The sequence below is a fragment of the Haloferula luteola genome (genome assembly GCF_014201715.1).
In the GTDB taxonomy this organism is placed as follows: Bacteria; Verrucomicrobiota; Verrucomicrobiia; order Verrucomicrobiales; family Akkermansiaceae; genus Haloferula; species Haloferula luteola.
In genome coordinates this window covers 112,856-137,801 of the sequence record NZ_JACHFD010000001.1, presented here as the reverse complement: position 1 = coordinate 137,801, position 24,946 = coordinate 112,856, and the positions used below count along the sequence as shown (strand labels likewise).

21 protein-coding genes are annotated in these 24,946 nt (G+C 56.0%); 9 read left to right on the top strand and 12 right to left on the bottom strand.

Going from position 1 to position 24,946, the window contains the following annotated elements; genetic code table 11:
* Window positions 1-16: 16 nt before the first annotated feature.
* From HNR46_RS00595 to HNR46_RS00570, 6 genes are all read left to right on the top strand, one after another.
* The gene (locus tag HNR46_RS00595; protein ID WP_184014796.1) at window positions 17-661 is read left to right on the top strand and encodes a GspH/FimT family pseudopilin; all 645 of its coding nucleotides are present in this window, start codon (window positions 17-19) and stop codon (window positions 659-661) included.
* Window positions 658-1,152 carry a hypothetical protein gene (locus tag HNR46_RS00590; RefSeq protein ID WP_184014795.1) on the top strand — a complete coding sequence of 165 codons (495 nt, stop codon included), beginning with the start codon at window positions 658-660 and terminating at the stop codon, window positions 1,150-1,152. Before HNR46_RS00595 ends, HNR46_RS00590 begins: the two co-directional genes overlap by 4 nt.
* Window positions 1,149-1,889, top strand: coding sequence for a prepilin-type N-terminal cleavage/methylation domain-containing protein (locus HNR46_RS00585; protein WP_184014794.1), 741 nt, complete (start codon window positions 1,149-1,151; stop codon window positions 1,887-1,889). The genes HNR46_RS00590 and HNR46_RS00585 overlap by 4 nt, the downstream gene beginning before the upstream one ends.
* A complete protein-coding gene (locus HNR46_RS00580) occupies window positions 1,855-4,809 on the top strand; it encodes a hypothetical protein (protein WP_184014793.1) in 2,955 nt (984 codons plus the stop codon). Before HNR46_RS00585 ends, HNR46_RS00580 begins: the two co-directional genes overlap by 35 nt.
* Window positions 4,793-5,476 (top strand): DUF4397 domain-containing protein, encoded by a 684-nt coding sequence (locus HNR46_RS00575; protein ID WP_184014791.1) that lies wholly within the window; start codon window positions 4,793-4,795, stop codon window positions 5,474-5,476. The genes HNR46_RS00580 and HNR46_RS00575 overlap by 17 nt, the downstream gene beginning before the upstream one ends.
* 176 nt (window positions 5,477-5,652) lie before the next feature.
* Window positions 5,653-7,014, top strand: coding sequence for a phospholipase D-like domain-containing protein (locus HNR46_RS00570; protein ID WP_184014789.1), 1,362 nt, complete (start codon window positions 5,653-5,655; stop codon window positions 7,012-7,014).
* Here the strand turns inward: HNR46_RS00570 and HNR46_RS00565 are convergent.
* The 3 genes from HNR46_RS00565 to HNR46_RS00555 all read right to left on the bottom strand — a co-directional run bounded on the left by HNR46_RS00565 (window position 7,011) and on the right by HNR46_RS00555 (window position 10,927).
* Window positions 7,011-8,111, bottom strand: a complete 1,101-nt coding sequence (locus HNR46_RS00565; RefSeq protein ID WP_246417858.1) for a HupE/UreJ family protein — start codon at window positions 8,109-8,111, stop codon at window positions 7,011-7,013. The genes HNR46_RS00570 and HNR46_RS00565 overlap by 4 nt on opposite strands.
* Window positions 8,112-8,333: 222 nt before the next feature.
* Complete coding sequence (locus HNR46_RS00560; RefSeq protein ID WP_184014786.1) at window positions 8,334-8,660, bottom strand: hypothetical protein; 327 nt, start codon at window positions 8,658-8,660, stop codon at window positions 8,334-8,336.
* Window positions 8,661-9,388: 728 nt separating this feature from the next.
* Complete coding sequence (locus tag HNR46_RS00555) at window positions 9,389-10,927, bottom strand: arylsulfatase (protein WP_184014784.1); 1,539 nt, start codon at window positions 10,925-10,927, stop codon at window positions 9,389-9,391.
* A gap of 465 nt (window positions 10,928-11,392) precedes the next feature.
* Here HNR46_RS00555 and HNR46_RS00550 point away from each other — a divergent pair, with 465 nt between their 5' ends.
* Window positions 11,393-11,725: a DMT family transporter gene (locus HNR46_RS00550; RefSeq protein ID WP_184014782.1), complete on the top strand. Its 333-nt coding sequence runs from the start codon at window positions 11,393-11,395 to the stop codon at window positions 11,723-11,725.
* A gap of 245 nt (window positions 11,726-11,970) precedes the next feature.
* Here the strand turns inward: HNR46_RS00550 and HNR46_RS00545 are convergent, their stop codons facing one another.
* The 7 genes from HNR46_RS00545 to HNR46_RS20765 form a co-directional block, all read right to left on the bottom strand.
* Window positions 11,971-14,088 (bottom strand): 3-keto-alpha-glucoside-1,2-lyase-like domain-containing protein, encoded by a 2,118-nt coding sequence (locus tag HNR46_RS00545; protein ID WP_184014780.1) that lies wholly within the window; start codon window positions 14,086-14,088, stop codon window positions 11,971-11,973.
* Window positions 14,089-14,114: 26 nt separating this feature from the next.
* A complete protein-coding gene (locus tag HNR46_RS00540) occupies window positions 14,115-14,666 on the bottom strand; it encodes a hypothetical protein (RefSeq protein ID WP_184014778.1) in 552 nt (183 codons plus the stop codon).
* 75 nt (window positions 14,667-14,741) lie between these two features.
* Complete coding sequence (locus HNR46_RS00535; RefSeq protein WP_184014776.1) at window positions 14,742-16,247, bottom strand: OmpH family outer membrane protein; 1,506 nt, start codon at window positions 16,245-16,247, stop codon at window positions 14,742-14,744.
* A complete protein-coding gene (locus HNR46_RS00530) occupies window positions 16,225-16,647 on the bottom strand; it encodes a biopolymer transporter ExbD (RefSeq protein ID WP_184014774.1) in 423 nt (140 codons plus the stop codon). Before HNR46_RS00530 ends, HNR46_RS00535 begins: the two co-directional genes overlap by 23 nt.
* Entirely contained in the window at window positions 16,644-17,114 is a 471-nt protein-coding gene (locus HNR46_RS00525; protein ID WP_184014772.1) for an ExbD/TolR family protein, read from the bottom strand. Before HNR46_RS00525 ends, HNR46_RS00530 begins: the two co-directional genes overlap by 4 nt.
* A gap of 8 nt (window positions 17,115-17,122) precedes the next feature.
* Window positions 17,123-18,508: a MotA/TolQ/ExbB proton channel family protein gene (locus tag HNR46_RS00520; RefSeq protein WP_184014770.1), complete on the bottom strand. Its 1,386-nt coding sequence runs from the start codon at window positions 18,506-18,508 to the stop codon at window positions 17,123-17,125.
* Window positions 18,509-18,953: 445 nt separating this feature from the next.
* Window positions 18,954-19,433 (bottom strand): hypothetical protein, encoded by a 480-nt coding sequence (locus tag HNR46_RS20765; protein WP_246417839.1) that lies wholly within the window; start codon window positions 19,431-19,433, stop codon window positions 18,954-18,956.
* Between the two features lie 142 nt (window positions 19,434-19,575).
* Here HNR46_RS20765 and HNR46_RS00510 point away from each other — a divergent pair, with 142 nt between their 5' ends.
* A complete protein-coding gene (locus HNR46_RS00510; RefSeq protein ID WP_184014767.1) occupies window positions 19,576-19,725 on the top strand; it encodes a hypothetical protein in 150 nt (49 codons plus the stop codon).
* Window positions 19,726-20,660: 935 nt separating this feature from the next.
* Here the strand turns inward: HNR46_RS00510 and HNR46_RS00505 are convergent.
* Both HNR46_RS00505 and HNR46_RS00500 read right to left on the bottom strand, forming a co-directional pair.
* Window positions 20,661-21,218: a helix-turn-helix domain-containing protein gene (locus HNR46_RS00505; RefSeq protein ID WP_184014765.1), complete on the bottom strand. Its 558-nt coding sequence runs from the start codon at window positions 21,216-21,218 to the stop codon at window positions 20,661-20,663.
* A gap of 373 nt (window positions 21,219-21,591) precedes the next feature.
* Complete coding sequence (locus HNR46_RS00500; protein WP_184014763.1) at window positions 21,592-22,083, bottom strand: hypothetical protein; 492 nt, start codon at window positions 22,081-22,083, stop codon at window positions 21,592-21,594.
* Between the two features lie 879 nt (window positions 22,084-22,962).
* On the opposite strand from HNR46_RS00500, the gene HNR46_RS00495 reads away from it, so the two are divergent.
* Window positions 22,963-23,196: a hypothetical protein gene (locus HNR46_RS00495; protein ID WP_184014761.1), complete on the top strand. Its 234-nt coding sequence runs from the start codon at window positions 22,963-22,965 to the stop codon at window positions 23,194-23,196.
* Window positions 23,197-24,946: the final 1,750 nt, after the last annotated feature.

Here is a 24,946-nt window from a genome sequence, read left to right as displayed (position 1 = left end):
CTAGTAACCCATGGGAATGAGCCTCCTTCATGAGACCCAAGGTCCGGCGCGTCTCCGGACCCGGAGACCCGTGGGCTTTACCCTGATCGAATTGCTCGTGGTGGTGGGCATCACCGCGACCTTGCTAGCCGTCGGTGCGAGCCTGTTTCGACGGACCTCAGCGGAGGCCGTCAAAACCGGCACTGAGAAGTTTGCGGCCATGGTGGAGCAGGCACGGACCACCGCCATCACTCGCCGTAAGCCGGTGGCCTTGGTTTTGGTGTCTCCTGGGGAGGCGGGAATGGGTGACGAGGTGTGCCGGTTGGGCCTCTTCGAATTGGATGATTGGGTGTCGGGAGAGCCCGTCACGGGAACTCAGATTCAGCGCTGGCAGGGGCTTCCGGGAGGGGTGGGATTTCAGGCCGGGGAGTTCGATTCGCTGGAAAATGTCGTCGATTCGGAGCGCACCTCGTTGACCTGGAGAAATGGAGATCTTCAGGCGGAACTTCCCATGGTGGTATTTTCTGCTCGCGGCGGCATGCTATCTCCGAAGGGCTCGAAACCCATGGTGGTCATTCTTGCATCGGGTGTGCACCAGCACGGAGAATTCATTCATCGAGAGGGAAGGACGGTGATTCGGATTGGGAGGGTGGTTGCGAGGCCATGGATATTGAGCCAATGAGGAACGGATTTCGTAGCAAAACCCCTGCTGGGGTTTCATTAGTCGAGACGGTGGTGGCGGTGGCCGTGCTGGCCGTGGCCATTCCCCTGTCTTTGGCGGCCATGACCAAAGCTGGCGATGAAACGCGCGTGGCGAGAGCCGAGACCCGTGCTCCCGCGATTGCCGAATACGTCAAAATGGAGTTGGAGCAGGCCCGTAGTGGGACGTCTGCCGTTTATGGAAAATTGGACGAGTTCCCGGTTCTTTCTGAAGGTTCCGGTGCCAAACCCTTGGGGTTTTCCCGCGATGGGTCGCTGATCGGCCCCTTAGGAGACGATGAGTATGAAAACGGCGTCAGGCCGACCGCAGGTCAGGAGGAGGTGTATTTTGTCGCCTTGGCAACCACCCGCACGACGGAGCGGGGAACCTTGGTGACGGTGAAGATTGCGCACCCGGCAATCCGTGCCGCGAAGAAACGCAAGGAGGTCAGTTTCCACACATTGCTGCCGTGACGAGAGCCCGAGGTTTCACGTTGATCGAATTGTTGGTCGCCATGGGCATCGGCATGGTCGTGCTTTTATTGGCGGTTTCGAGTCTCGATTCTGCGGGCAAAGGCTACGGTCGCAATACGGATGGCATCACCTCGGAGCGCGAAGCCCGCGCGTCCCTCACCCAGATCGGCGAAGACCTTTCGCGGGCCGTGTGGCACCGTGACACCTTGGTGAAACACGAAGGGGAAGACCGGGCGCTCGATCAACTCGGCTTCTTGATGCTGCAGCCGGACGACGCCCAAAGTGACGACGAGCGCATCGGAGATCTCTGTGCCACGGTCTATTACGTGGCCGATCTCGATACCGGGGGGCGCATGGTTCGTTGCCTGATGCGAGGGTTTCGCAATAGCCAAGCGACATTCGAAGCCGTGAAAGAAGGCAATGTGGCATCTCTATTTGGCAAAACGGATGCGGACGAACCGGTTGCCTTTGGAGTTTTGTCCTTCGGAGTCACGCCACTGAGGCGGATGGAGAGTGGGGAGTGGCACGACATGGAGGAGGGGGAAATGAGTTCCGGCACCACTCAACCGGAAGCCTTTCGATTGAAACTTTTGCTCGCCCGGCGCGAGTTGGCCGCGAAACTGATGCGTTCAGAAGATTGGGAACAAAGTCGATTGATCCCCGATTCCGAACATGTGGAGGAATCCAACCAAGTGGAATTCTATGAAGTCATCCAAAACTTCGCGCACCCCTCATAGGCGCGGGTTCACACTCGCCGCGGTTCTGGTGGTGATGGCGGCGATCTTGCTGCTTACCGTCGGCTTGCTGGCCTTGGTGGGAATCGAACGAAAGACCGCTCGTTCCTACGTCGACGTGAAGCGCGCCGAGTGGATGGCGGAATCGGGCATGGAGGATGTTCGGACGCGACTGCGCGAACTTACCGATAATGATGATTACCTGGTTTTCTCGAAGACCGACGAAGCCAACACCGAAGCCCTCAAAGACGGGCTCGATTACTTGTTCCTTGCCCGGGGAAAGGGTGGGGGAGAGGAAGTGGACTTTGAAGTGACGCCCCTGTTTTCCGGTCAGACTGAGGAGTTCTCAGCATCGGATCTCACCGACATTTCGCCCGTTTCCTCATATTTGGGCGAGGACACCACTTCATTCACGACCCTCCCCTGGAAAGAGGATGCGCGGGCACGTTGGATCGATGTGACAGATGACGATGACCAAGTGGTGGGTCGCTATGCCTTTTGGGTGGAGGATTTGCAGGGCAAGCTCGACGCGACCCAAGTCAACACCGAGCAAGAGCGGGTGGAGTATCCCGCCACGGCACCGGGTTTGGCGTGGAATTCAGACACTTCGCGCCGAGAGGGAACCGAGGCCGCTTTCTATGCCTTGGATCCCGACAACACGGAAGATGATGATTCAAGCAGGGTGGATGATCGCTTGGAGGAATCACGCGATCTCTTGATTTCACCGGGGTCGGTGCTCGCTGCGGTGGGGGTAACCCCTCCATTGACTCGAAACGAAGAGGGCAAACTCGATGACGACCTGGCCTCCTCCATCGAACAGAATGCGGTCGCCGGGGTGCAGCCATACGACGAGCGTCCAACGGTTCCTTTTGCTGCGGGGATTTCCGAGCAAGTCGCCGGTCAGCCGAAGCTCAACCTCAATCAACTCCTGCGGAGTGGCTCCGACTCTGCTGCGGTCACTCAATTTGCCGACTGGGTGGACCGTGCCTTGCCAGAGTTTGTTGATCGTAAGGGGGGCTTTCCCGACAACTATCTGGAAACCCTCGCTGCCAACGCGTTTGACTACGCCGATGAGGACAACGAGCCGAGAGTGAAAGCCGATCAGTATCGCGGAATCGATGGATTCCCGATGGTGAGTGAGCACCTCGTGAAATTTCGGTGGGAGGACGTGAAAATTGTCGACGGCCGAAAGTATGTCAGCCTTTCGGGTGAAGTCTTCGTCGAACTCTGGAACATGACCAACCAGGAGGTGACGGGAGAGTTTCAACTCAGTTACGAGACCAACTATACCTTCTCGTTGGGAGTGATCCCCGATCTCAACCTTGGCGGAGACGACTTGCTTGGGGACCCGGATGTCGCGACTCCTCAGCTCGACAAAAACGACGGCTACTACTGGTTTCCGAGTCAGAATATCACGATGCGCCCCAACGAATACCGGGTGATCTCCTGTGGAGAGGTTTTTTACAAAATCGATGCAGGCCCTGCGTCGGCTTGGGTCACCAGTCCGATGACGTTGATGGGGGAGGATCAGGGCGAAGTGGGCTACCGCATGCGCTGGAACGGCGTGATCGTTGATCAGTCCCGCGGCAACGTGAAGCACCCGGACATGACCTTGAATTACCCCTTCGACACCATGGCGATGCCTCGCCAAGGCGTTTGGGCCACTGTCTCCGGGCACAGCTATTCGGAAGTCTCCTTCGACTACGTCAACAACATGGGTGATCCGCGGATGGCCTACTACATTACCATCAATCAGGATCCGAATGACTATCCTGACAACTACAGCCCGGGCCGTAGAAACATTCGATGGGGAAACATCTATCAAGGGGATGGAGCGACAAAACCGAAAGTGTACGGCCGAGTGATGCCATCAGAGTGGCCCGATGGTGGCCATAACAGCTCGTTTGGATCGATTCCTGCCGGGGTCGCTGCCGGCCGCGGAAGCGCCAAGGGGGATGAACGCATCGACCCCGATGCGGAGCAGTTCATGAAAGGATGGCCCTCTCCGGAAGAAGACAAGGCGCCCACTCGACTTTCAAATCAAGGCCGCTTCTTTTCCGAGTCGGAACTCGGACGGGTTTACGATCCCATCATGTGGATGCCGACCTATGAGAAAGCGGCAGAGACCAGCGCCATTCGGGGCGGAAGTCTGCCATCGGGCCAATACATTTGGCCATTGGTTCTCGATGCCTCCCCGTCCAGCGACCAATACGGAGGTGGCAACACCTTGCGGATTGGTCGGCCAGAACATCCCCGATTTCAGGTTCCCGGAAAGCATGCCGCCCATTTGCTGGATCTCTTCCATGCAGGAATGGATGGAGACGAAGAGGACTGGACCGGGTCTCTCGTGAGAATCGACGGGAAGGTCAACGTCAATACGGCTCCCCGCGATGTCTTGCGTGCGTTGGTCGTCGGAAATCTCAAGCAGGACCCAGCCCTTGCCGAGCAGATCACGCGATCGCATCAGGCGACCACCCTCATGGCCCCACCCACTCGCCTGGTCGATCAAGGAGCCCCGCGCAAATCCGAACCGGCCGATATCATTGCCGATGCCATCATTCGCAGTCGACCGATCACCTGTGCCGCCGATCTCGCTTCCGTCGAGGATGCAGATGAGGATCTCGTTTTTGGGAATCCCAAGTTGATGGAGGCTGGCGACATGATCGAATGGGACGATTCGGCCGCGGAGGAAATTTTCGAAAGAGTCTACAACGCCACGACCCCACGATCGCGAAACTTCCGCGTTTGGGTGGTAGGCCAGGCTTTGGCACCCCGTGAGTCGACCTCCACTGCAGCACCCGTTGTACTGGCGGAATCACGCAAGGTGTTTACAATTTTCGCCGACCCAGGAGATCGCACATCCTCTGGAGCCATCGATCCTGCTGAATACCGTCCCCGAGTGATCTATGAGAACGATTTTTAAGCTGCTCGCAGCCCTCTTCACCCTGTCCATCCTCCAGGCTCAGGAGTCGGCGCCCAAAGTCGGTTTCATTCGAATCGTCAATGCCGTCGCTCCAGGAGAGGGGAACACGCAAATTCTGGTGGATGGAGAGGTGCTTTATCCGAAAGGCTACAAACTCGGTCAGCGCACCGGTGGAATTGGGCTTCCTCCGGGAAGTCGTCGCGTCACCGTCCGGAAAGATGGCGTGGAAGAGGGCAGCACTACGGTCAATGTCGTTGCGGGAGCGACCACCACCTTGATTGCCTTTGCAGAGAAAGAGGAGACCGATGATCCAGAGCAGCCCATCATCTGGAAATCGAAGGTTCTCCGACTCAAGCAATCCGATCCAGAGAGAGGCTATCGGTTGACGGTGGTCAGCGTGTGCGCATTGCCAAACGTGAACTTCAATGTCGCGACGGAAGCGCGCAAAGCCTACGAAGAACGCTCGGTCAAACGCTTCAATACTCAGACCGTTGACCTCGGAAGCTCGCGTGGCGATGTCGTCGTTCGATTGCGCGGAGAGAAGAATCCGATTTGCAAGATGTCACCTGACCAAGCGGGCAACTACGTCGCCGTTTTTTACGACGATCCGGATGGGAAAGTGAAAGCGCTCACGTTCTACGACCCCAAGTTTGTAATCGCCGGTTGACCCGCGCCATTCTTCGACTCTGAAACGCGTGAGCGACCGACAAAATGCGGACTCGCGCTCACCTACTATCGTAGTAGCCTCACAGGGTGAGTCGAAAAGCACTGCGTCGGGGAATCAAAAGGGGAGGCTGGTTAGGGCCGGCAATCCTGCTCAGCTCTTGCGGTGCCTCCTTGCGGATGGCAGGTTTGCAAGAGGCAGGAGAAGCCGCGAGCCATCCAGTTCAAGGGTATGGACAACTGGCGACCACCGTCGGTCGCGCCTACGTCAGTTCAGCATTGCGGTCTCCCGTGAACTACGCCGTCACTGGTGTGGCGATGGCTCTCCGTCGGCCGACCGAACTGCTTGCCGGAAACTTACCCCCCGACGCAGTTTTTGGTGAGACTCCACCAGCAGCACCCGGAACTCTTGAGTTCGAAGCTTGGCTCACAGGGAAGGGGATTCCAGAGCCGGTCGATGGGCAGCTCGAATTGAAGGTCGGGGGGGAGGAGTTCTTTTCCTCGGTGGAGCAGGAAATGGCGCGCGCTCAATCATCCATCGATGTGCAGGTCTTCATTTTCGACAACGACGACTTTGCCGTGGGATTCGCCGAAGAGTTGAAGCGCCGTTCGACCGATCTCAAAGTGCGAGTGCTCTTCGACGACCTCGGCACAGCGCTGTCCTCCACCGTCCCCCCGGAGACCCCAGCACCGGAAGGATTCAAGTCCCCATCGAATATCGCCAAACTCTTGAAGAAAGAGCCCTACCCGGTCCCCATGCGGCGAACTCTAAATCCATGGTTGGTTGCGGATCACTCCAAACTCTTCGTATTCGATCAACGAGTCGCCTATGTCGGTGGAATGAATATCGGCCGGGAATACCGGACCGAGTGGCACGACATGATGGTGCGCATGACGGGTCCCGTCACGGGAGTTGTCTCGCGTGATTTTGACCGCCGTTGGCAGTCCTGCCGTTTCCCTGGACGAATTCCAGGGGCGGATCGGCTCGATCCCATGCCTCCTACTTCAAAAAATCCTCTGCACGGAATTCGCGTCCTTCGCACCGATGTGGTGGATGCTCGCTTTGAGATCCTTTCGACGGCGATCGCTGCGATTCGCTCGGCGCAGAAACGGGTCTGGATGGAAACCCCCTATTTTTCCAGCGATACCATCGAAAGAGAACTCATCGCCGCTGCGAAACGCGGCGTGGACGTTCAGGTAATCTTTCCAGGAACCTCCGATTCTCAGCTCATGAAAATGGCCAATGCGGCCGCGGCGGCCGATATCATCGAAGCAGGAGGGCATGTCATGACCTATCGTGGCATGACCCACCTGAAAGCCTTGGTCTGCGATGATTGGGCGATGGTGGGATCGGCGAACTACGATACCTTGAGTATGGCAATCAATCGGGAGCTTAACTTGGCGACCGCGCAACCTGACTTTGTCGAAGCTTTGGCTCGGCGGGTTTTTCGGGTGGATTTCCGAAACAGTGACCCCTTGGACCCCACTCAGGTCGACGAAGTGCTCTCGCGAATCGCCGAAACCGTGGCGGATCAACTCTAGAGGAACGCGGAAATTCCCCGTTCGAACGCCCAATACAATCCCACCGCGGCAATCATGAGAGACCCGGTGAAACGCAATTTTTGAAATGCGGCAGGCTGCCACCAGGAACTCAAACTCCAGGCCACCACCAGCACGGCGATCTGTCCTGCCTCCACACCCAAATTGAATCCAACGATCCCGATGGCCCATTGATCGGGCCGGCCCGGCGGCAATAGCGGCTGCAACATCTTCGCAAAGCCAAGGCCGTGGATCAGGCCAAAGCCGGCAATCGTGGCATACCGCCGTGCATCCAGCGGAGTCCTCCTAAGATTCTCCCAAGCCATCCATGAAATACTGAGAGCGATCAAAACCTCAATGGGGGTCGTGGGAAGGTTGACCCACCCTAGAGCCGCGAAAATCAAAGTCGCTGAGTGTGCCAGGGTGAATGTCAGACTCTGCTTCAACAATGATTTCCACTGCGGGAGTAAGAGGTACACTCCGAGGATGAACAAAATGTGATCGGTCCCATGAGGAAGAATATGTTCCCAGCCGATCTGGAGCCACCGGATGAAGCCAGGTCGATGAAGCTTCGATGGCCTACCCCCTTCATGCTCAAAGATCGTGATCCGATCCCCACTGACCACAGGCAGAATCTCATCGGAAGTTGTCAAAATCAGCACGACTCCCAGTGGCTCGGTCCAACTCAAGACCAACCTTTCTTGAGGCAGTGGAGTTTCTGCCACGACCTCCAACATGGGGGGCATTTCGGGATCCCCCTCAGAAACAAACCGAGGGGGATCGGTCGCGAAATCGGGGAAGGTGACTTCCCATTGGATCGGCTTTCCATCGGCATCTCCCCTTAGGCATTCCTGAAGATAATGAGTCGCCTCATCTCGAATCCGTTCCCAGGCCTCGGGGGTTTGGGACCGAAGCCAAGCGAGGTCGGGGACCTCTGGATTCTCGTCCCCTCGGGATTCTGGGAGGGCATAGGCTGCGTCGACAAGCAGACGGATCTGCAAAGAACTTTCGGACGTCTCAAGGCTACCACTGATCTCGTCAATCTGATGGCTCTGGCAAGGAAGGCTGAGAAAAACCCCCAGAAGTATGGCCGCAAACATCCGAATCACGGGAAATCCCTAGCCATCTCGCGCCCAGGAGGCGACCGGAAATCCGTGACAACTCGACAGCAACCTCAAGGGTCGAAAATCGATCCTCCGTCGATAGCCTTGAAGTGCTCTTCAACGACGAGAGAGGCGGACTACCGCATTCCTGGCGCCGCGAGTCCGACCTGAAAATCCAGCATGGATGATTCCTCCGGATATCCCGATTCGGGTAGCGCTTTAGATGAATCCTTGGAGGACGAGGTATAAAACCAGACACGAAGCGGGCAAAACGAGCAGCAACCCATCTCCTGGTCGCCAACGAGCCCCCGTCACGCAACGAACAATCCAGTAGATGGAGACACCCATGGCCAGAAGGACGAGGCCCCATGTGCCTGCGAACGACACAAAGGGATTCGGAAAATCCGAGGATTCCCTCCAGAACGACAACAAGATCATGATCGTGAACCAAGACGCAGCAGTGATGGCTAGGCCAACCACCCCCACGAAAGTGCGCATCGCCAGGGTCCAGCGCCGGTCTGCAAATTCTTGAATGCGAGTGCTCATAGTTTTTTCGAACTTCAAAACCCATCGGGTGTCTGACGAGACGACGGCGGATTTGGAAAGCTCAGGATGGTCATTTTAAAATGGACTCAGTTCAGATCAGTCCGGCAGCTTGGGTGAGATTCACCACCGGCACCGAATCTCAACTGTGAGCCTTTCGGAATCAAAGGTGACGGAGCCTCAGGGCGTCCCCCGCACAGAAGCGAGATAAGCTGGCGGATTAAATCCGACTCGTTCTTCACTTCAGCTGAATCGACGCAGGTGGCGATCAGAAACCATGCTAGAACTGGCGACAATTCTCTCATCATTCAACTTGGTCGGTGCGGCGGCGATTTTGGACGGTTATCCTCGGTTCCGTTGACTGAGAGATTGAAAACCAAACTCCCGGTCTCGCAAGGGCACTCAAGTGACTAAGTTGTGAACGATCGTGGTGACATTGGATCGGCACGGTGAACTCCATTGCCTGCGCGAAATCGCGCACCATGGGCGTGCTCCATCTGCATGGAATCAGCCACTCCGAAAGGGGGACTCGAAAGGGCAAAGAAGTCTTCTTCACGCCGCCGGAGGTCCAAAATCCGAACCATGCGATGACCCATCTCGGTCTTCACCATCCCTGAAGTAGGGCAGGGGGGGCAGGGTTCCCCGGCGAGACCCGCGGCTCTCAAATTGCTTCCTTGATGGCCAATGGGCTGGACTCCCGGGGAAAGTAAAGGGTGCAGTATTCCACCCGCCTATTGCTTGCCGGACATCAACTGCTCCATGATCGCGCTGAAATCGAAGGTGGAGGCTTTCTGCACAGGAGGGTAGTCCATCAAAGACTGAACATGCTCTCCGAGCAGATGCTGGATCGGTTCATTGATCCACTGCTTGGCTTGAAGAACCTGGGAGCGGTCACCGATCTCGTCGAAGGACTCGAAGGGATCCAAGCGGATGTTGAACATCACTGGAAACTTGTGCTTCAAGTAAGGAGCGTAGTAATTCTCGCTGGTTTCGAAGTGGAGCTTCCACTGCTTGTAGCGAACGGCGCGGACCGTCGATTCGTGGTAATAAATGAAGTTGTCGCGCGCACTTTCTTCGCTCTTCCCTGTCCAGTAATCGAGGTTATTGACCCCGTCGATGTACTGCTTGCGCTCGGTCTTCATCTTCTCTGCCACGTTGGGCTCTCCGGCTGCAGCGGCGAGTGTCGTGAAGATGTCCATGTGGGATTGAATCCCATTGAGTTCCCTGCCTGCTGGAATGTGACCCGGCCAGCGAACCATCATTGGGACTCGAACACCGCCCTCGTAGGTCGTCATCTTTTCACCCCGGAAGGGAGTGGTGCCGCCGTGGAGCTTGGCACTGTGCTCGGGACCGTTGTCGGTCGAGTAGATGATGATCGTGTCATCCAAGACGCCGAGCTTCTCGAGGCCGTCCAACAACTCTCCAACCTGCATGTCATGCTCGATCATACCACTGCCATAGGCATCGTGCTCAGTGGTGATATCGGCGGCGAGGTATTTGTGCTCGTCGCTGAGCCGGGTGTACATGTGCATCCGGCATGGGTTGAACCAGACGAAGAATGGTTTCTCCGCTTCCTGGGCGCGTTTCATGAAGTCGAGACTGGCGTTGATGAACTCACCATCCATGGTCTCCATCCTTTTTCTTCCCAGTTGCCCGGTGTCCTCGATCTTCTGTTTGCCGACCTTGCCAAAGCGAGGATCGACGGTTGGGTCGTCGGTGTCGGTTGCCCATGAATGAAGGACCCCGCGCGTCCCAAACTTTTTGAAGTATTCCGGGTCCTTCGGGTAGTCGCGCTGCTCGAATTCCTCTTGCGTGTTCAAGTGATAGAGGTTGCCGAAAAACTCATCGAAGCCATGCACGGTCGGAAGATGTTCGTTGCGATCTCCAAGGTGATTCTTGCCGAACTGCCCGGTGGCGTAACCGAGCGGCTTGAGTACCTCCGCCAGGGTCGGGGTCTCAGGCTTGAGTCCGAGTGCCGCACCAGGTCGGCCAACCGTGGTCATGCCGCTGCGGATCGGATACTGACCGGATATCAATGCGGCTCTGCCCGCAGTGCAAGAAGGCTGGGCGTAATGATCGGTGAACATTGCGCCTTCTTTGGCAATTCGGTCGATGTGCGGAGTGCGGTAGCCCATCGTTCCATGGCTGTAGGCGCTGATGTTCTCCCAACCCACATCGTCCGGAAAGATAATGAGAATGTTCGGCCTGTCGGCAGCATGGGAAATGGCGATAATGAATCCAAAAATCGTGCCAAACAGGGTAGGTTTCATGATGAAATAGGGCTATGGGTCTCAAATCGCATGATCCATAAAGGATTCAAGGTCAGTCTTCTTTGTGAGGTGGTGACCCGTGTTTGCGGATGCTCTCATTTCAATGTCATAAGGGCCAATCGTGAAGATGAATAGACAAGATCTTAGGAATCACAAGAAAATTCAGTCAAGTAAGCCATCATGTTCAGATCCTATGCAGGGGAGAGCCTGAATGTCTTCACTGAAGGGCCAAATGGGTCTTCAACCATGACTCGTGATTCAATAGGCATCCGGTTGTGGCCGAAATTCCCCAACTTTATTGCCGATTCGCCCATGCACCAGAGGCTCCATCGAACGAGCCAGTCGCCTTAGAGTCCGCTTTGAAGTGGTTTCCAAACGGCTTGCTCAATGGATGACGAGAAACCCATTGACACTTTCCCGGCGAAGAGCGCCTCACGATGTCTCTGGCGATCACCATTCGATCTGATGAAAAACTGGATATTTCTCACCATCGCCATCGCTACCGAGGTCTTTGCCACCGCTTCTTTGGCCTCCAGCCAAGGGTTCACCAAACTCACCCCTTCGACATTGGCCGTCATGGGCTACGCGATCACCTTCTATTTCCTCTCCCTCTCGCTCAAAGCCATTCCAGTAGGAATTGCCGATGCCATTTGGGCCGGGCTCGGTGTGGTTCTCGTCGCGGTGGTGGGATGGTTGCGCTTTGGCCAAAAACTCGACTTCGCGGCCGCCATCGGAATGGCATTCATTGTCGTGGGAGTTCTCATCCTCAACCTTTTCAGCAAGACCATCCGGCATTGAGCACGCCAGCGCCACTGATGGCAAAATCCCACTCCGGAAACACCGGGACCTTGAGGGCCGGCATGTCGAAAGGGGACTTCACCGCGACTTCCTCGAATCGCATCGGCCCTGCAAACACGGGGAGCACCAAAACCGAGGAGCAAAAGGCGTTGGCGGTTTGCAGAAGAATCCCGAGTCCGGCGAGCGATGCGGAGAGGGCGTGTAGGCGAAGGATGGCAGAGGTCTTGGGCTGGAGGCGAGCTGGACTAACGGGAAATATCGTAGATCGGCGACTGGCCGGGCAGGGCTGTTGATGGATCCGGCGTGGGAGTGCCGACTGCCTTAATCTGCAGGTTGTCGAAATACGGCATGCTTAGGGTTTTTTTCCGGGCACCGGCCAGCAGACCTGCCATGCCGTGCTCATAGAGGTCATCGGTGGCGCTGATCACGGGTTTGCCATCGACCAGGGCGGTGATGGTGGAATCCTCGAAGCGCAGCATGAGTTGGTGCCATCCGCCGGGCTGAACACCCGGGACCGTGGCTTTTCCGAGTTCCTTTTCGCCCCCTTCGCTGTCGTCCTTCGCAGCAGCGATGGCGGCCTGCTGCTCGGCATCGCCGACAAGCGTTTTCTTGTCCGTTTTGCCACGGATCACGACGAGGCGGCACTGGCCGTCGGCACCAAGTTCCAGGAAATACCCTTTCGGAATGAAACCCCAGCCAGTGCCCACGTGGTTCACGCGGCCCATCACCGCAGCGGAATCACCGGGGTCCAGTCGGACGTCGGCGGACACCTCGTAGTCGGTCCACTTGTCGTCCCCGATGATCGTGTAGGGCTGCCAATCCGGGGCCCACGAGAGGGTGGGAATCGGCGCCGCCTGGCGCATGCATTTTCCGCTCCCGCCGGGGCGGTCGGTGATCTCAAAAGCGCCGGATATGTCCGCCGTGTAGCGCGGCAGCCCGCCGTGAGCCTCGGGCGATTCGTAACTTTCGAAGGTTTCGTAGTAGGGGAAGGGGAAGGATTTGGCGGCCGGAATATCGTCAAAGCCGCCCTTCTGCTGGCCGGTGGTGGTGGACAGCGAGTAGATGGAATCCGGCTCGAGGGTAAGCGTGAACTCGCCGCCTTTCGGTTTGATGGATTCCTGTTGGACGAACTGGTCCGCCTCATTGCTTCGCCAGACGCACAGCTCTTTTCCGGACAAGCCGCCTCCGACCTCGAAGCGGAGCTGCTGTGGTCGTTCGGCATCCTTGGTTTCGAGAATCACGCTGTAGTCCTTTTGCGGGGACTTCAGCGTCACGAAAGTGCCGCCGCCGTGGAGGTCGCCACAGGAGTCCTTGAGGTAATCCCAGCCGGCCTCGGTGAACTGGCCGTAGTGAGCGTAGCCCCACAGCGCTTCGCGCACCTCGTAGTGTCCACTCCATGGCGAGTGCGCGAGGATCACCGGCGGATCTTCGGAGTAGGGCTCGATCGGATACACCCCGCCGATGTCGTACCAGTTCACGATGCGGGTGGCACCACTGCGGATGAAATTCTCGTTGAAGCATTTCACCAGCGTGATCGCGCAATCGAAGCCTTTCAGGTAAACGTGGTCCTCGGTGTTCCAGATTGGCTTGTTCATTTTCGCCGCCGTCCGTTGCACTTCCTCGGAGGCGTGCTTGTTGGCGAACAGAACGTGAGCGCCGAGGATGTTGATCGCATCGCGCAAATCCTCGTCCTTTAGCATGTCGTTCACGAAGTCGAACTTGTTGTCGGGCCAGTTGTCGAAGGCGTGCAGTCGTACCTTGTCGAATCCTTTGGCATCGAGAGTTGCCCTCAGCTTCTTCGCGAACTCGTAGCTCACGCCCTTTTCGTTGCGGCAACCGATGGCATCGAGCTCGATGCCGTGCACGTCACGCAGACCTTCAAGCCATTGGACGTAGTAATCGGCGGCGTCCTGCGACCAAAACTCACCGTTGCCGATCCACCCGGGCGCGCTCCACGCTGCGCCATCAAGGGTGATTTGCGGGTTGCGTTGTTTGACCTCGCGAAGGATCCACCAAGTGTATCCGCGGGTGTAGTCGAGGTCGTCGCGGGTATGCATGTGGCTGGGCATCGACCCTTGGGTCGAGTTGCCGTCGCCGGGAATCTCGACCATCAGCGCGCTCACCGAGGCGCCGAACTTCGGCCTGTAAACCATGTCGAGGATTTGGCTGCGCTGGGGCTCCGGGTAGTCCTTGAGCAGGACCGAGGTTGCCCCGCCACCGTTGACCATGCCGATGCCTTCGAAAAGTTTGCTGGGAGCATCACCCCGGAGGATCACGACTTGTGGCTTCGTTTCCGCTCGAACCTCGCCCGTCGTCAGGGCCGCCAGTAGAAGTGCAGCAACCGAGTGGTGACGAGCACGCATCGTCGGAAGGTATAAGCGAGAGTTTGTCATTCAGAGAGCAGGGGGTAATTGACCATCCCTTCGACCATGCGGCAGGAGTGAATGTCGAAAGCGTCGACACATTCGGGATGGGCCAACGGGTTGCCACGCCGCATGGCCTCCCAAAGAGCGTCGAACGCATCCGAGCGGATAGTGGCGCAGCTCGCGCCCTTGTCACCGACGCCCCGGAAGTTCGCGGCAATCTTGGCGATAGGTGATGTGGGTATCGAGGGAGATGGGATGCCATACCCATGGAGCTGCCAGTTCGACGGACCGGGAATTCCATCCCACGTCGAGTCGTCGAAACCGGGCATCTCGAATCCATGCGGGTTGTTGGCAGGGTTGCCGACGTGGTGGAACTTCCAGGATCCGTTGAGCATGTGGCACCAGGTGGACTCCAGTCGTAGCAGGGTCTGCGCGGAGTCTTTGTCAGGGAAGGCCATGGTGGTGGCCCGGGGTGCTTCCGTATGGACGCGGAGGACGTCGGCTTCCTCCCAGTCGAAGTTCTTGGCTGAAGCCAATGAAGCCAGAGCGAGCGCCAAAATAAGGTGTTGGGTCATGGGTTTTGGCTTAAAGGAGATTTAGGGAGTCGTGGTGCGAAAAGCGGGTTGGGCGGCTGCAAGCTGTGTCAGGCTCTAGCGGGCCCTAGCGCCGTCGCGAACCGGGGCATCGGGCGGGCAGATTAGGAAACTGAAGCCACTGGCGGAGCCACCGTTGTTGTCGATTCGAATGAGGACCCGGTTCCAGCCTTGCAGGAAAGCGATCGGCTCAAGGTGCTCGTCGATGTGATACCAGCTCGCGCCAGCGTCGTTCCAAATCTCGCGACCGTTGATCCACAGTTTGCCGCTGTCATCGGTTCCGATGGCCACCAGCATGGTTTCTGCTTCGTCGAAATAGAGTTCGGTGTACGCGTAGCAGGTCGAGCGGTCGGTGGTGACCGGCATCACATTGTGCATCGCCTCGCTCTGCATGAACTTCCAGCGCAGGGTGCCATCAAGTTCGACTTCGTCACCCACGACGTTGAGCCAGTGGGAGTCGGTCTCGGCCACTCCAGGGCCGACCTGGCCGTCGTGGTAAACGGCATCGAGATCCACACCCTGTTCGGGGGGGTGGCTCAGGGAGAAATCATTGCGTCCGCGGGAGTCCCAGGGGCCGATCATGTACCAAGTGTTGACGTAGAGCCATCCGCGGCGCTCGGAGTTGCGGGAGAAGCGGCGGCCGGGAAGCGCCTGGGCGGCGACCAGTTCCTCACTCTCGAATTTCGGTTCGTGGAGGTTGTAGAGCGCCTTCTTGATCTCGGCGCTCTCGACCTTCATTCCGCCGTCGCCGTCACCGTTCGGGCCCTTACTCCTTGCCTGGACTGGCGGTGGTGGCTTGCGACCCACTTTGCTGACGAGCCCGAGCAAGCGGCTTTCGGCAAGCCCGGATTGTCGGGAGGTCTGGCCGAGAAGCTCACGGTAACGGTTGATGTCGTCGGTGCTTCGGTGGCCTTTGGGAGGCAACCATTTGCCATCGATCCCATGCTGTTTCTTCACCTCATCCACCAGCGACCCGTAGTCCGGCATGCGGGTGGCGATTTGCTGCATCGATTCGAGGACACCCGGGAACGAGGTTCCTTCCTTAAGTGCCTTGGCAGCGGCAAGATTGGCCAGATGGCTGTTAAGGATGCGATCCTCATAGGCCGCCAGTTGGTTGTAGAAATCCTCCACAGTGGGGCCGTCGCCCAGAGTCGGGGGTCGCGAATCGATGATCTCACGGGCCGACGAAACGTCATTGGGATCAGCCGTGATTCCCTCGTGGAGCGGGCGGCTCGCGACGGCTTCGAGATGGCTTACCAGCTCGGAGGCTACCTCCCGGTTGATTTCCTCAAAGAGATCGAGCCGCTTGCGGAGTTCTTTTCTGACAATCATCTCGGACGATTCGAGACGCGCCTCCACAAGTTCCTCGGGCAGCGGTTTCTTGTTCTTCTTGGAGTTGTCCGGCTTTTGAAGCTTGGGCACCTGCAGCTCGGGTAGGCGCACCTTGCTGTTGTCTGGCTTGGGCGTCAGCACGATCACGAGTGCACCGACAATCGCGACGACTGCCGCGATTGACCAAGACACGAGCTTTGCCCGCCGGTCAGTCTCGATTGTAGCTCTCATCGAAGGTGCGGATTCCCACGTTTTTCAAGTCGTAGAACTGGCAAGCGTCCATCACTTCAACAAAGCGGCCGAACGGAGCCTCTTTATCCATGTCGACGCGGATCTGTCGCTCCGGGTCCTCAATGCAGAGGTCGCGAAGTTGCTCGAGCAGGAAGTTCGTCGTGCAGGGTGAGCCTTCCCAGTAGAGTTGGCTGTCCGGGTCGATGCCGATGACCACCTGGTTGTCGTGGGGACGGAGCTGGATCGCGGCTTCGGACTCGGGGAGATCCACCGAAATGTCCTTGTTCTTCACCTTTGCCATGCTGGCGACTAGGAAGAAGATCAGCAGCAGGAAGACACAGTCGATGAGCGGCGACATCGACACCTCGGGCTGCTCGTTGTCATGGAGATTGATCTTCACGGGGCTTCCACCTCCGGTTCCATGTTCGGTCGACTGCCAAGTCGTACCCGGGTCTGCTTGAAGCCGCTGAGCTGGCAGATGTCGAAGATCTCGATCACCCGCTTGACGGGGATGCTTCGGTCGGCAGCGATTTCCAGTGGGATATCGCTGCCGCGGGCTGCCTTGAGGTCCGAGAGATGACGCTCAAGGTCGTCGATCGGCTTGTAGGTCGTCTCGCCCGTGTAAGTGTTGCGCCCGGCGACGGTATAGAGCGTCTTGTCGATGCCCAAAGCGATCACTTCAGAACTCTCGTTGGTCTTGCTCGTCGAAAGACTTGAGGTGCTCTCGGGCAGAGTTAGCGGAATCTGGGTTTCCCACTTCTTCATCATCGTGGTCACGAGGAAAAAGATCAGCAGCAGGAACACGCAGTCGATGAGCGGTGCCATGTCGACGCCGATCTCGTTGTCCTCTTCCAAGTCGATTCGCATAACGTAGGTCAGCTATTTCCGAGGTGGGTTTCGTTGGCCATCACACCGGAACCGGCGTTCGAGCCAGGACGCAAGTAGAGGTGCGTGATGAGTTGCTCGACTTCGACTTCGATGAGCGTGGCGAACGTCATGATGCGGTTTTTCAGGGTGAAGTAGACCGCGATGCACGGGATCGCCACAATGAGGCCCGCAGCGGTGGTGATCAGGGCCTTGGAAATCGAATCCGACAGGATGCTTGCGCCACCCTCATCGCCGTAAAGCGCGACGATGCCGAATGCCTCGACCATCCCGATAATCGTGCCCAGCAGACCGAGTAGAGGGGAAATGGACGAAATCAACGACAGCGGATAGATCCGTGCAAGGTGACCTCGAATATCGCGTGAAGCGATGTCGCCGGCAGTCTGATTGACGACATCGATGCCGGCGTGGGGGTGTTCGAGAATAAAACGGACGACGTTGGCCAAGGTGGATGGATTTGCATCGCAGGCTTTGATGACAGACTCGAAGTTGCCCTTCGCCGCTCCGTGGCCAAGAGCCTGGCAAAGGGCGGGCGGAGCAAGGCGAGACTCCCGGATCGTCAGGAGGCGCTGGACGGAGATGACCATCGCGGCAATCGCGCAAACATAGAGCGGATACATCCAGATGCCGCCGGCTTTGATCTGGCCCGCCCAGTCGATCTTCACCTCGTCAGTCGTACCGTCCTCCCTCACGGCTTCGGAGTTGCTGCTGGGAGCCGACTCTCCGGTTTCCACGGAATCCGCGATCTTCGGCTGGACCAGCGGGGCGGAGGAGGAGAATCCGTCCAGGGTTGCGGCGAAAGCCACGGCATCGAAGCCAGCATCGCGGGACTCGACGATGAAGGTGAGTCCGGTGACGGTGAACTCGCCGAACGTCTGCCAGAGATCGAGCGGCATGTCCTGCCAGCCGCCGCCGAGTTGATCGGTCAATTGAAGCCCTTTCCCCTTCTTGGGAGGCCGCTCGCCAGCGTAGAGTGTGTAGTCATCCTTTGCTCCCAAGCTGCCTTCCTGGTTCTCTGGGTTGCTGAGTTCGAATTTGATGGCGATGGGACCGCTTCCCCATTTCCGCCAGGCGAAGGAAAGGAAGCGGAATTCGCCGGGTCCCGGGTTTTCGCGGATTGGAATGTTGAGTCCGCGGATCGAAATCGGGCTGTCCTGACCGGTCATGTATAGATAAGTGCTGCTATTGAATCCCCCTTCACGCAGCTCCTTGCGACCATTGGGATCGACGCTCCAGTTGGCACCCTCCACGAGATTTTCATCGAGAATGTCTAGGTATCCATGACCTTCGGGGCCTTGTCCATGGGCACTCATCGAGGTGAAAATGAGCATGGATGCCAAGGCCACTAGGCCGGTTCTTGCCAAAGAATAAATCATGGATTTGGATTTGAAATTCAGCTGGAATTACGAGGAGGAACGGGCAGGGCCCCTTCGAGCATGTGTGAATCGGCCTGCTACGACACGAGAGCTGCTGTAACATCGGAGCAAGGAGAGGCTTGCCGAGGAGTCGGAGTCGAACATGAAAACTGCCTGCAAGTCCAGTGGCGTCAGACGTAAGCGCCCCCCCCAAGCGGGTAGTTTGCTTCGAACGTGCCTTCATGGTGATGCCCTCATAAGGAAAGACGTAATCCAGGCTCCTGTATTTTCTTTCAGGCTGATGGACTTCACAGAGCGGCCTCAATGCGACCGTGAACATCCAGTTTGCCATAGATCTGCTTCAGTCGCCAGCGGATGGTTTCAGTCGTCACGCTAAGTCCGTGTGGACAAATTGAAGTGCTTGAGAGATCAAAGGATTTCTGGGCTCCATTGGTGCTTTGAGTGATTATGTGACAGAGATATCGGACGTGATTCTCGAGCAAGTTAAAGATTGCCCTAACGATAGGTCGTGCTGACCTGCATTTAGATTGAAGGCCGCCTTCTGGCCGATCTTTTCAAAACGTTTGGCGACATCGGGTGGATCCTCGTATCGGGTTGCCAGTGGAACCCACTCCCCGCGAAGGATCGCCAAAGGAAGAGCGTCTACCGCTTCCACAACCGATGGACCAAACGCGGCTTGTTCAAACGGATGGTCGAGGAAACGGCACGTGCGTCGGCAGCGGTCGATGAGTTGAAGATCATCGACGCCACCTACGCGTAGGTCCATCAGGGCGCTAGCCACTTCTCCAGAACCCCGGAGCAACAAGGCTTCGGCAAGACCAAAGGCGGACGAAACTCCAGGCTCAACGCGGTTACCAAAAGCAGAGGCAAGCTGATCAACCTCAAGCTTGTGCCAAGCAGCGAGTCGGACTTGGAGCAGCGCCATTGAAGTACTCGGGGAAATGGCCGGACTCGTGGTAATGGCCGACATGGGCTACGACAGCGACACGATCCGACCATCGATCCTGTGCATTGGAAGGCGTTGCCAACATTCCCTGCCGCAAGAACCGGAGTCTCAGCACTTGTAAGTGAAGGATGTCGGCAAACGCCGCTACGTGGTTGAGAACTTCTTCGGGAGTATCAAGTGCTTCCGTCGAATCGGCACTCGCTACGACCGGATCGCCGAGATCGACGCTTTCCTGCGTATTCCTCGCTGCCTCAATGGATTGGCTGCGTGACCCATTTGTCCACACGGCCAAATCATTCTGGCCGCTGAAGGGGGAGCCGATGGATCAGGAATCAGAAGCCTCGCTCATTGGAACGTCTGAAGTCCGTCAAGAGAATCCCATCGTCTTCAACGGCTCTCTGCGTTGCCCAGAAGACTCCGGGAAGGGGTGTTCGGCGATGTCCGCCGTTTCCGCCCACGGTTGGAAGGCTCAGTGGTTGGAAATCTTGGTGCATGATTTCTCTGGGGGATGCTCTCCATCTCCCTCCCTTGACGGGGATCCAGCAGATACCGACGAATGTCGGAGTGGTGGCACTCGCTATCTGGAACATCATTCGGATCCGGTGAGAGACGGGTCCTCGTCACGGTGTCATCTCCGCGGCACGGAAGGGCAGCGGGTTGCCACCGACAATGAAACAGCTGAACGGCTAGGAGACGTTCTTGGGAAAAGACGACTCCGCATTACATACACTATATCAACGACTTACAGCGTTTCAAGCATCTTCCGCGTCTGATTTTGGTACCGAGATGGAGGGGAGGAAAGAGATCTGAAGACCTCAGCAGCCTCGGATTGTGCGGGTAGCGTGACACGTCTCGGGGGGGAATAAAAGCGATCTCTTCCAATAAGGAAGTCACTGATCCAACCGGCGTCTGAGGCAAATCGGACACCTGAGTGGTCACACCCAATTCAGCCGAAGCAAGCTTGGGTGGGTACACCCCGCATACCTGCTCAAGAAACTTCTCCAAAGCTTTCACCTCAAGCACCTCTTTCCGTGAAACCGTGACTATCGTCAAAAACTCAAATTTTAATTGATATTTAATGCGTCAGGGAAAGCGGGAACTCCTTAAGTTTAGTTTACTTGTTAGCAAGATGGTAAGCGGAGGTTCACGCAAATTCATGGCTGGCAACAAAGCAGAGGCCTGGAGTTTGTCCCGCTGTTCTTAGGATCAGTCGTCAAGAAGTTGGGAAGAGAATCGAACAAAATCTCTTAGATGCTTTTTGGTGATCCATTCCTTTCGAGACAAATGATCAATAAGAGATAGGATTTTGTCGGCTGAATCGACCTGGGTTCCTTCTATACAGTAGTCATTTCGTTTCGAACCCCGGTCATGAAGTGATATTCTTCCCTTTGAGAAAGTCACAAATGGTGGGGCAGGGGGTAAACTCGCCTTCCGTCTTTGGAATTCCCCAATTGTGGTCCCAGTCGCCCCCTTCAGAAACTGAACAGCCTCATCCCTTGAGTATCCGAGCCCAGCTAAAATCCCTCGAATTTCAAGCGGAGTTGGGTGAATCGTATCGCTCTCAAAATCCTCGATTTGTTGAGCGGAGAGCCCTGTTTTTGAGGAGGCCTGAAAAACCGTGAGGCCTTGAGATTCCCGAGCTTTGCTGAGCCTGCTTCCTGTTGATGCCATCGTTCGAAGGTAAGCCTCCAAACAATAATGTCGAGATGTGAAATTTAACATGCCTACCATCAACAGCTTAGGGGGATTGAAGATTTCATTCATTTTTGAGAAATCAAAAACATGCAATTGGTGTTCGACATTCCCCAAGAAATGCAAACACCATTGCCATGGCTAAGCGAAGGGAATGGCCTTCGAACGGGTGAAACTGGTAGACGCACCCCTTAAGATTAAGCCAATACCTATTCGAGGAAGCAAAAGTTTTTGGGCATCTCATTGAGTTTGCTGGGATTCCGGAGGCATTCCAACACCAAGAAAACCAAAAACTTAAAGTCCCATATGAATTTTTTCAAGTTCTCCCAGAAGATCAAACGATGCCTTAGAGATTTGTTTAAGCCGAAATGGAGAAGGCAATATGACCGAATGAGAGATCAAAGGAAGAAAAGGCGATGACGGAGATTGGGTCATTAAGTCAGCTCTAAATAATTGTCTTTGAGTTGGATTCGATAATCCATCCATTGCTGGTTCGTCTAATGATAGCAGTCCATGGTAGATATCTACCTCCGCTAGGAGTGAATAATTTTGAAGAGGGGCGTCGTAATTCAACTCGTATCGCTCCATCTTCAGAAGAATGAAGCCGCCTCAAATTATATGAAATTTGGGCGCCATCCGCCGGGATTGCCCATTCTTGAGAGTCAATGCCACTACTAGAGTTTTTGTATATCCATTGCTCTGAATTTATCCATCCGCCATCCCAGATCGGCAGACTCAGAGCAATCTCCCTTAAATCGTGAGATATGTTTTGTGAGAGTGGCTTTTCGTCTGGAATAAATGCATCCTTTTGAAAAACTCCAAATTGAACAATGTCTTTGGGTGCGTTGTAGTGAAGTTCACTTGGTGTAAATGCGCACGCCAACAATTGACTTGAAATTAGGGATATTAGGAGAAAGTGAAGATAATGTGATTTCATTTCAGTGATTAGAGATCTTAGAATTGCGGAACATCGCCAAAACGAATCTCTAGAGTATGTGGTTCACCCTGAAATGAGTCTCAACACCCAATAATGCACCTTCGCACCTGATTCCCCAAGCTGTTTCGATTCTTTTCTACAGTCCCTTGAGTTGATTCCGCATTACATACACTATATCAACGACTTACAGTGAATCAATCATCTCCCGCGTCTTATTTGCGGTCCCAAGATGAGGGGGAGGGAGGGTATTTGGGCACCCCGGCCGCCTCGGATTGTGCCGGTAGCGTGACACGTCCCGGCGGGAATAAAAGCGTTCTCTTCCCACCAGGAAGTAACTGATCCAACCGGCATCTGAGGCAGATCGGACCCCCTGAGTGGTCATGCCCAATTCCGCCGCTGCAAGCTTGGGTGGGTAGACCCCACATTCCTTCTCGCAAAACTTCTCCCAGGCTCTCACCCGGAGCGCCTCTTTTCGTGAAACTGTGCCCATCGTCAAAAACCCAAATTTTACTTGATATTTAACGCCTTCAGGAAGGCGGGAAAATATTAAGTTAGGTTTACTTGTTAGCAAGTCTATTGAGCAAGGGATGGATAAAAAGAGGGCAGGGAAGGGGGCATTGAGGAACCGTCGCCGACCCTCCGCAGCTCCGCACCCCGTCCGGAAGACCGGACCCCGCCCCAGGCACCCCGCGCCGTCAACCCCGCTTATCTCCGCGTGGCGGCAGCGTGCTAAGGGAACGAGTCCCTAAGCACCTGCGTGCCATGCTCGAACGGGGGTTCCCCTCGTTGCACTCGGTGACTGCGCTGGGACCCCACCTGGGCGGATCGGCTCCCAAGAATTGCGCGCGCGTAGCGTGCGCATTCGCACCGTTTAATACTATGAACCTCGTAGACCGAATTCAAGCCGCCCTCGCCAACATCTACACCGACGCCTCAGCCATCGAACTGAAAGCCGTCGTCGAAAATGAGCACTATCTTTGGGCCGATTACACCGTCGTCGACGCCTGCAGGGCTTTCCCCGTTAGAGCGTTTGGGGCAGTGAAAGTCCTCAAATCCATCGAGCAGGGGCACTTGTTCGAAGCCCAAGGGGAGGTGCATCACTTCCAACTCTAACCGTAATACGGGTCCGGTCGCCAGATCGGGCCCGCAAACCCTCGAGGGGGCCCGCCCCCTCAAACTCCCCCGCATGGGGGAGAACCCCCTAGACCCCCCAAGCATTCAGCCTCCGGCGGCTGGGGGAAATGCTCTCCCCCAAACCCCCACTTTGAATGGGCCAGCCCCGATCGTTGGTTTCACGGCCCAAAAGTCACTTGATCCGAGGCTTCGCCCGAATGAACTAACCAGGATATAAGGGGTCTCTCACCCCTTGGTGACGATCCTTCCGACAACAATACACTTGCAACCGCATGACTTAGATTCCTTGCTGAGAATCTGAATTATCCCTCCGCAATCAATCGATTGATTGATGTCAATCTTTCCATTGTTAGCTACTAGAGCTCCTTGAATTAGTTCCTTAGGATCGAAGCCGCCATCCTCGCAGCGTGAATTTAAGCATTTTATTCTCAGAGGAAGCACGTCTTTTTCCGAAAAAAAGTGAGTCGATTCAACGGAATGATTCCCAAGGCCACTTCTTATTGTTACTATCACATTAAAGGACGATACATGGTCCCAATCAAGATCTAGAGATTTCATGTTAACTGCAACTTATCGTAGTGGGATTGGCTGATGGGAGCCCCCGGACTTCTCACCCGAAGATTAGGGGGGCTGCTTCGCTCCTGAGCGGCCGAAGCAGACCAACGTCGAGACGACTGGCCTCCCATGGATATCACTGTCATCCAACGAACAACAAAGGCCAACCCCCTCAATTGGGGGGAAATCCGCAAATTTAACGGGCCCGACGTCTAAGAGACGCCGAGCCCGCCCACAGTGTCTGACGTCCCCCGACGTCAATGCATGTGGAGTCCTGCAGAGTTACAGCGGCGCAAACATTGGCGCTTGAGACGGAATCCCCCCCCAGGGACTCTCGGCTCCACTTCGCAATCTGCATTGTCTGAACAATCGACCATAACGGGCCGATTGTTCAAGGTTTTCTGATTTTGAACATGGGTGATTTTAAAAGCTCACCGTGCAAATCAAGTTGATGAACAAGATTTCATCTCCTCCGAATTAGCGGTAAACGCTTAAAAATCAGATCCCTATGACCTGAAGTAGCTCGGGTGGATTCATTGGTGGAGGGAGGCCTGGAAGGGGACCTCGCATTTTTTCTTTCGTGATCGGGGTGTGACGAAGTCTCTTTCGCCACACCCCTACACACACCATCCCAGGTTAGTCACCAATTTCCTGTACCCGAATATCGGTGGACTAGGGAGGTAACGCCTTCTACGCGGGCAGTCGTAAGCTCTCAATGCCTAATACTCAGTTCACCTATCTTCCGAAGAAGTGACAAGTCGGCCTCCCGCAGCCATGTAAAATATTTGAAGAGATCGATCCCCACCAACTCGCCAATTTTGAAGGGTTTTTTGGTGAAGTTGGTGGAGATCTTAGCTTGGCAAGTCACAAATAATCGTTGTGGCCTTCCCTTAAACTGTAAGCGATTTCAGGAGACCACATTGGGCATCAATGAGAAGCCAAAAAGACGAAAAAGGCTCCTGCTCCCGTTGCTAGTGAACCTTTGGGGGTGTTCGAGCGTCGAGAGCAGGAGCCGCTGGTTTACATGCAGCTCGGGGGAACGATGTATGTAGCCTGCTAGGAGGCGGCCGGATAAAATATAACGCCCGACTTCCGAGCAATATTAATCGCCCGATTTACGCGAATTCTCTGAGAAATAACGCGAAGACGCGTGTGGAAAATCCCTATTTCTGAA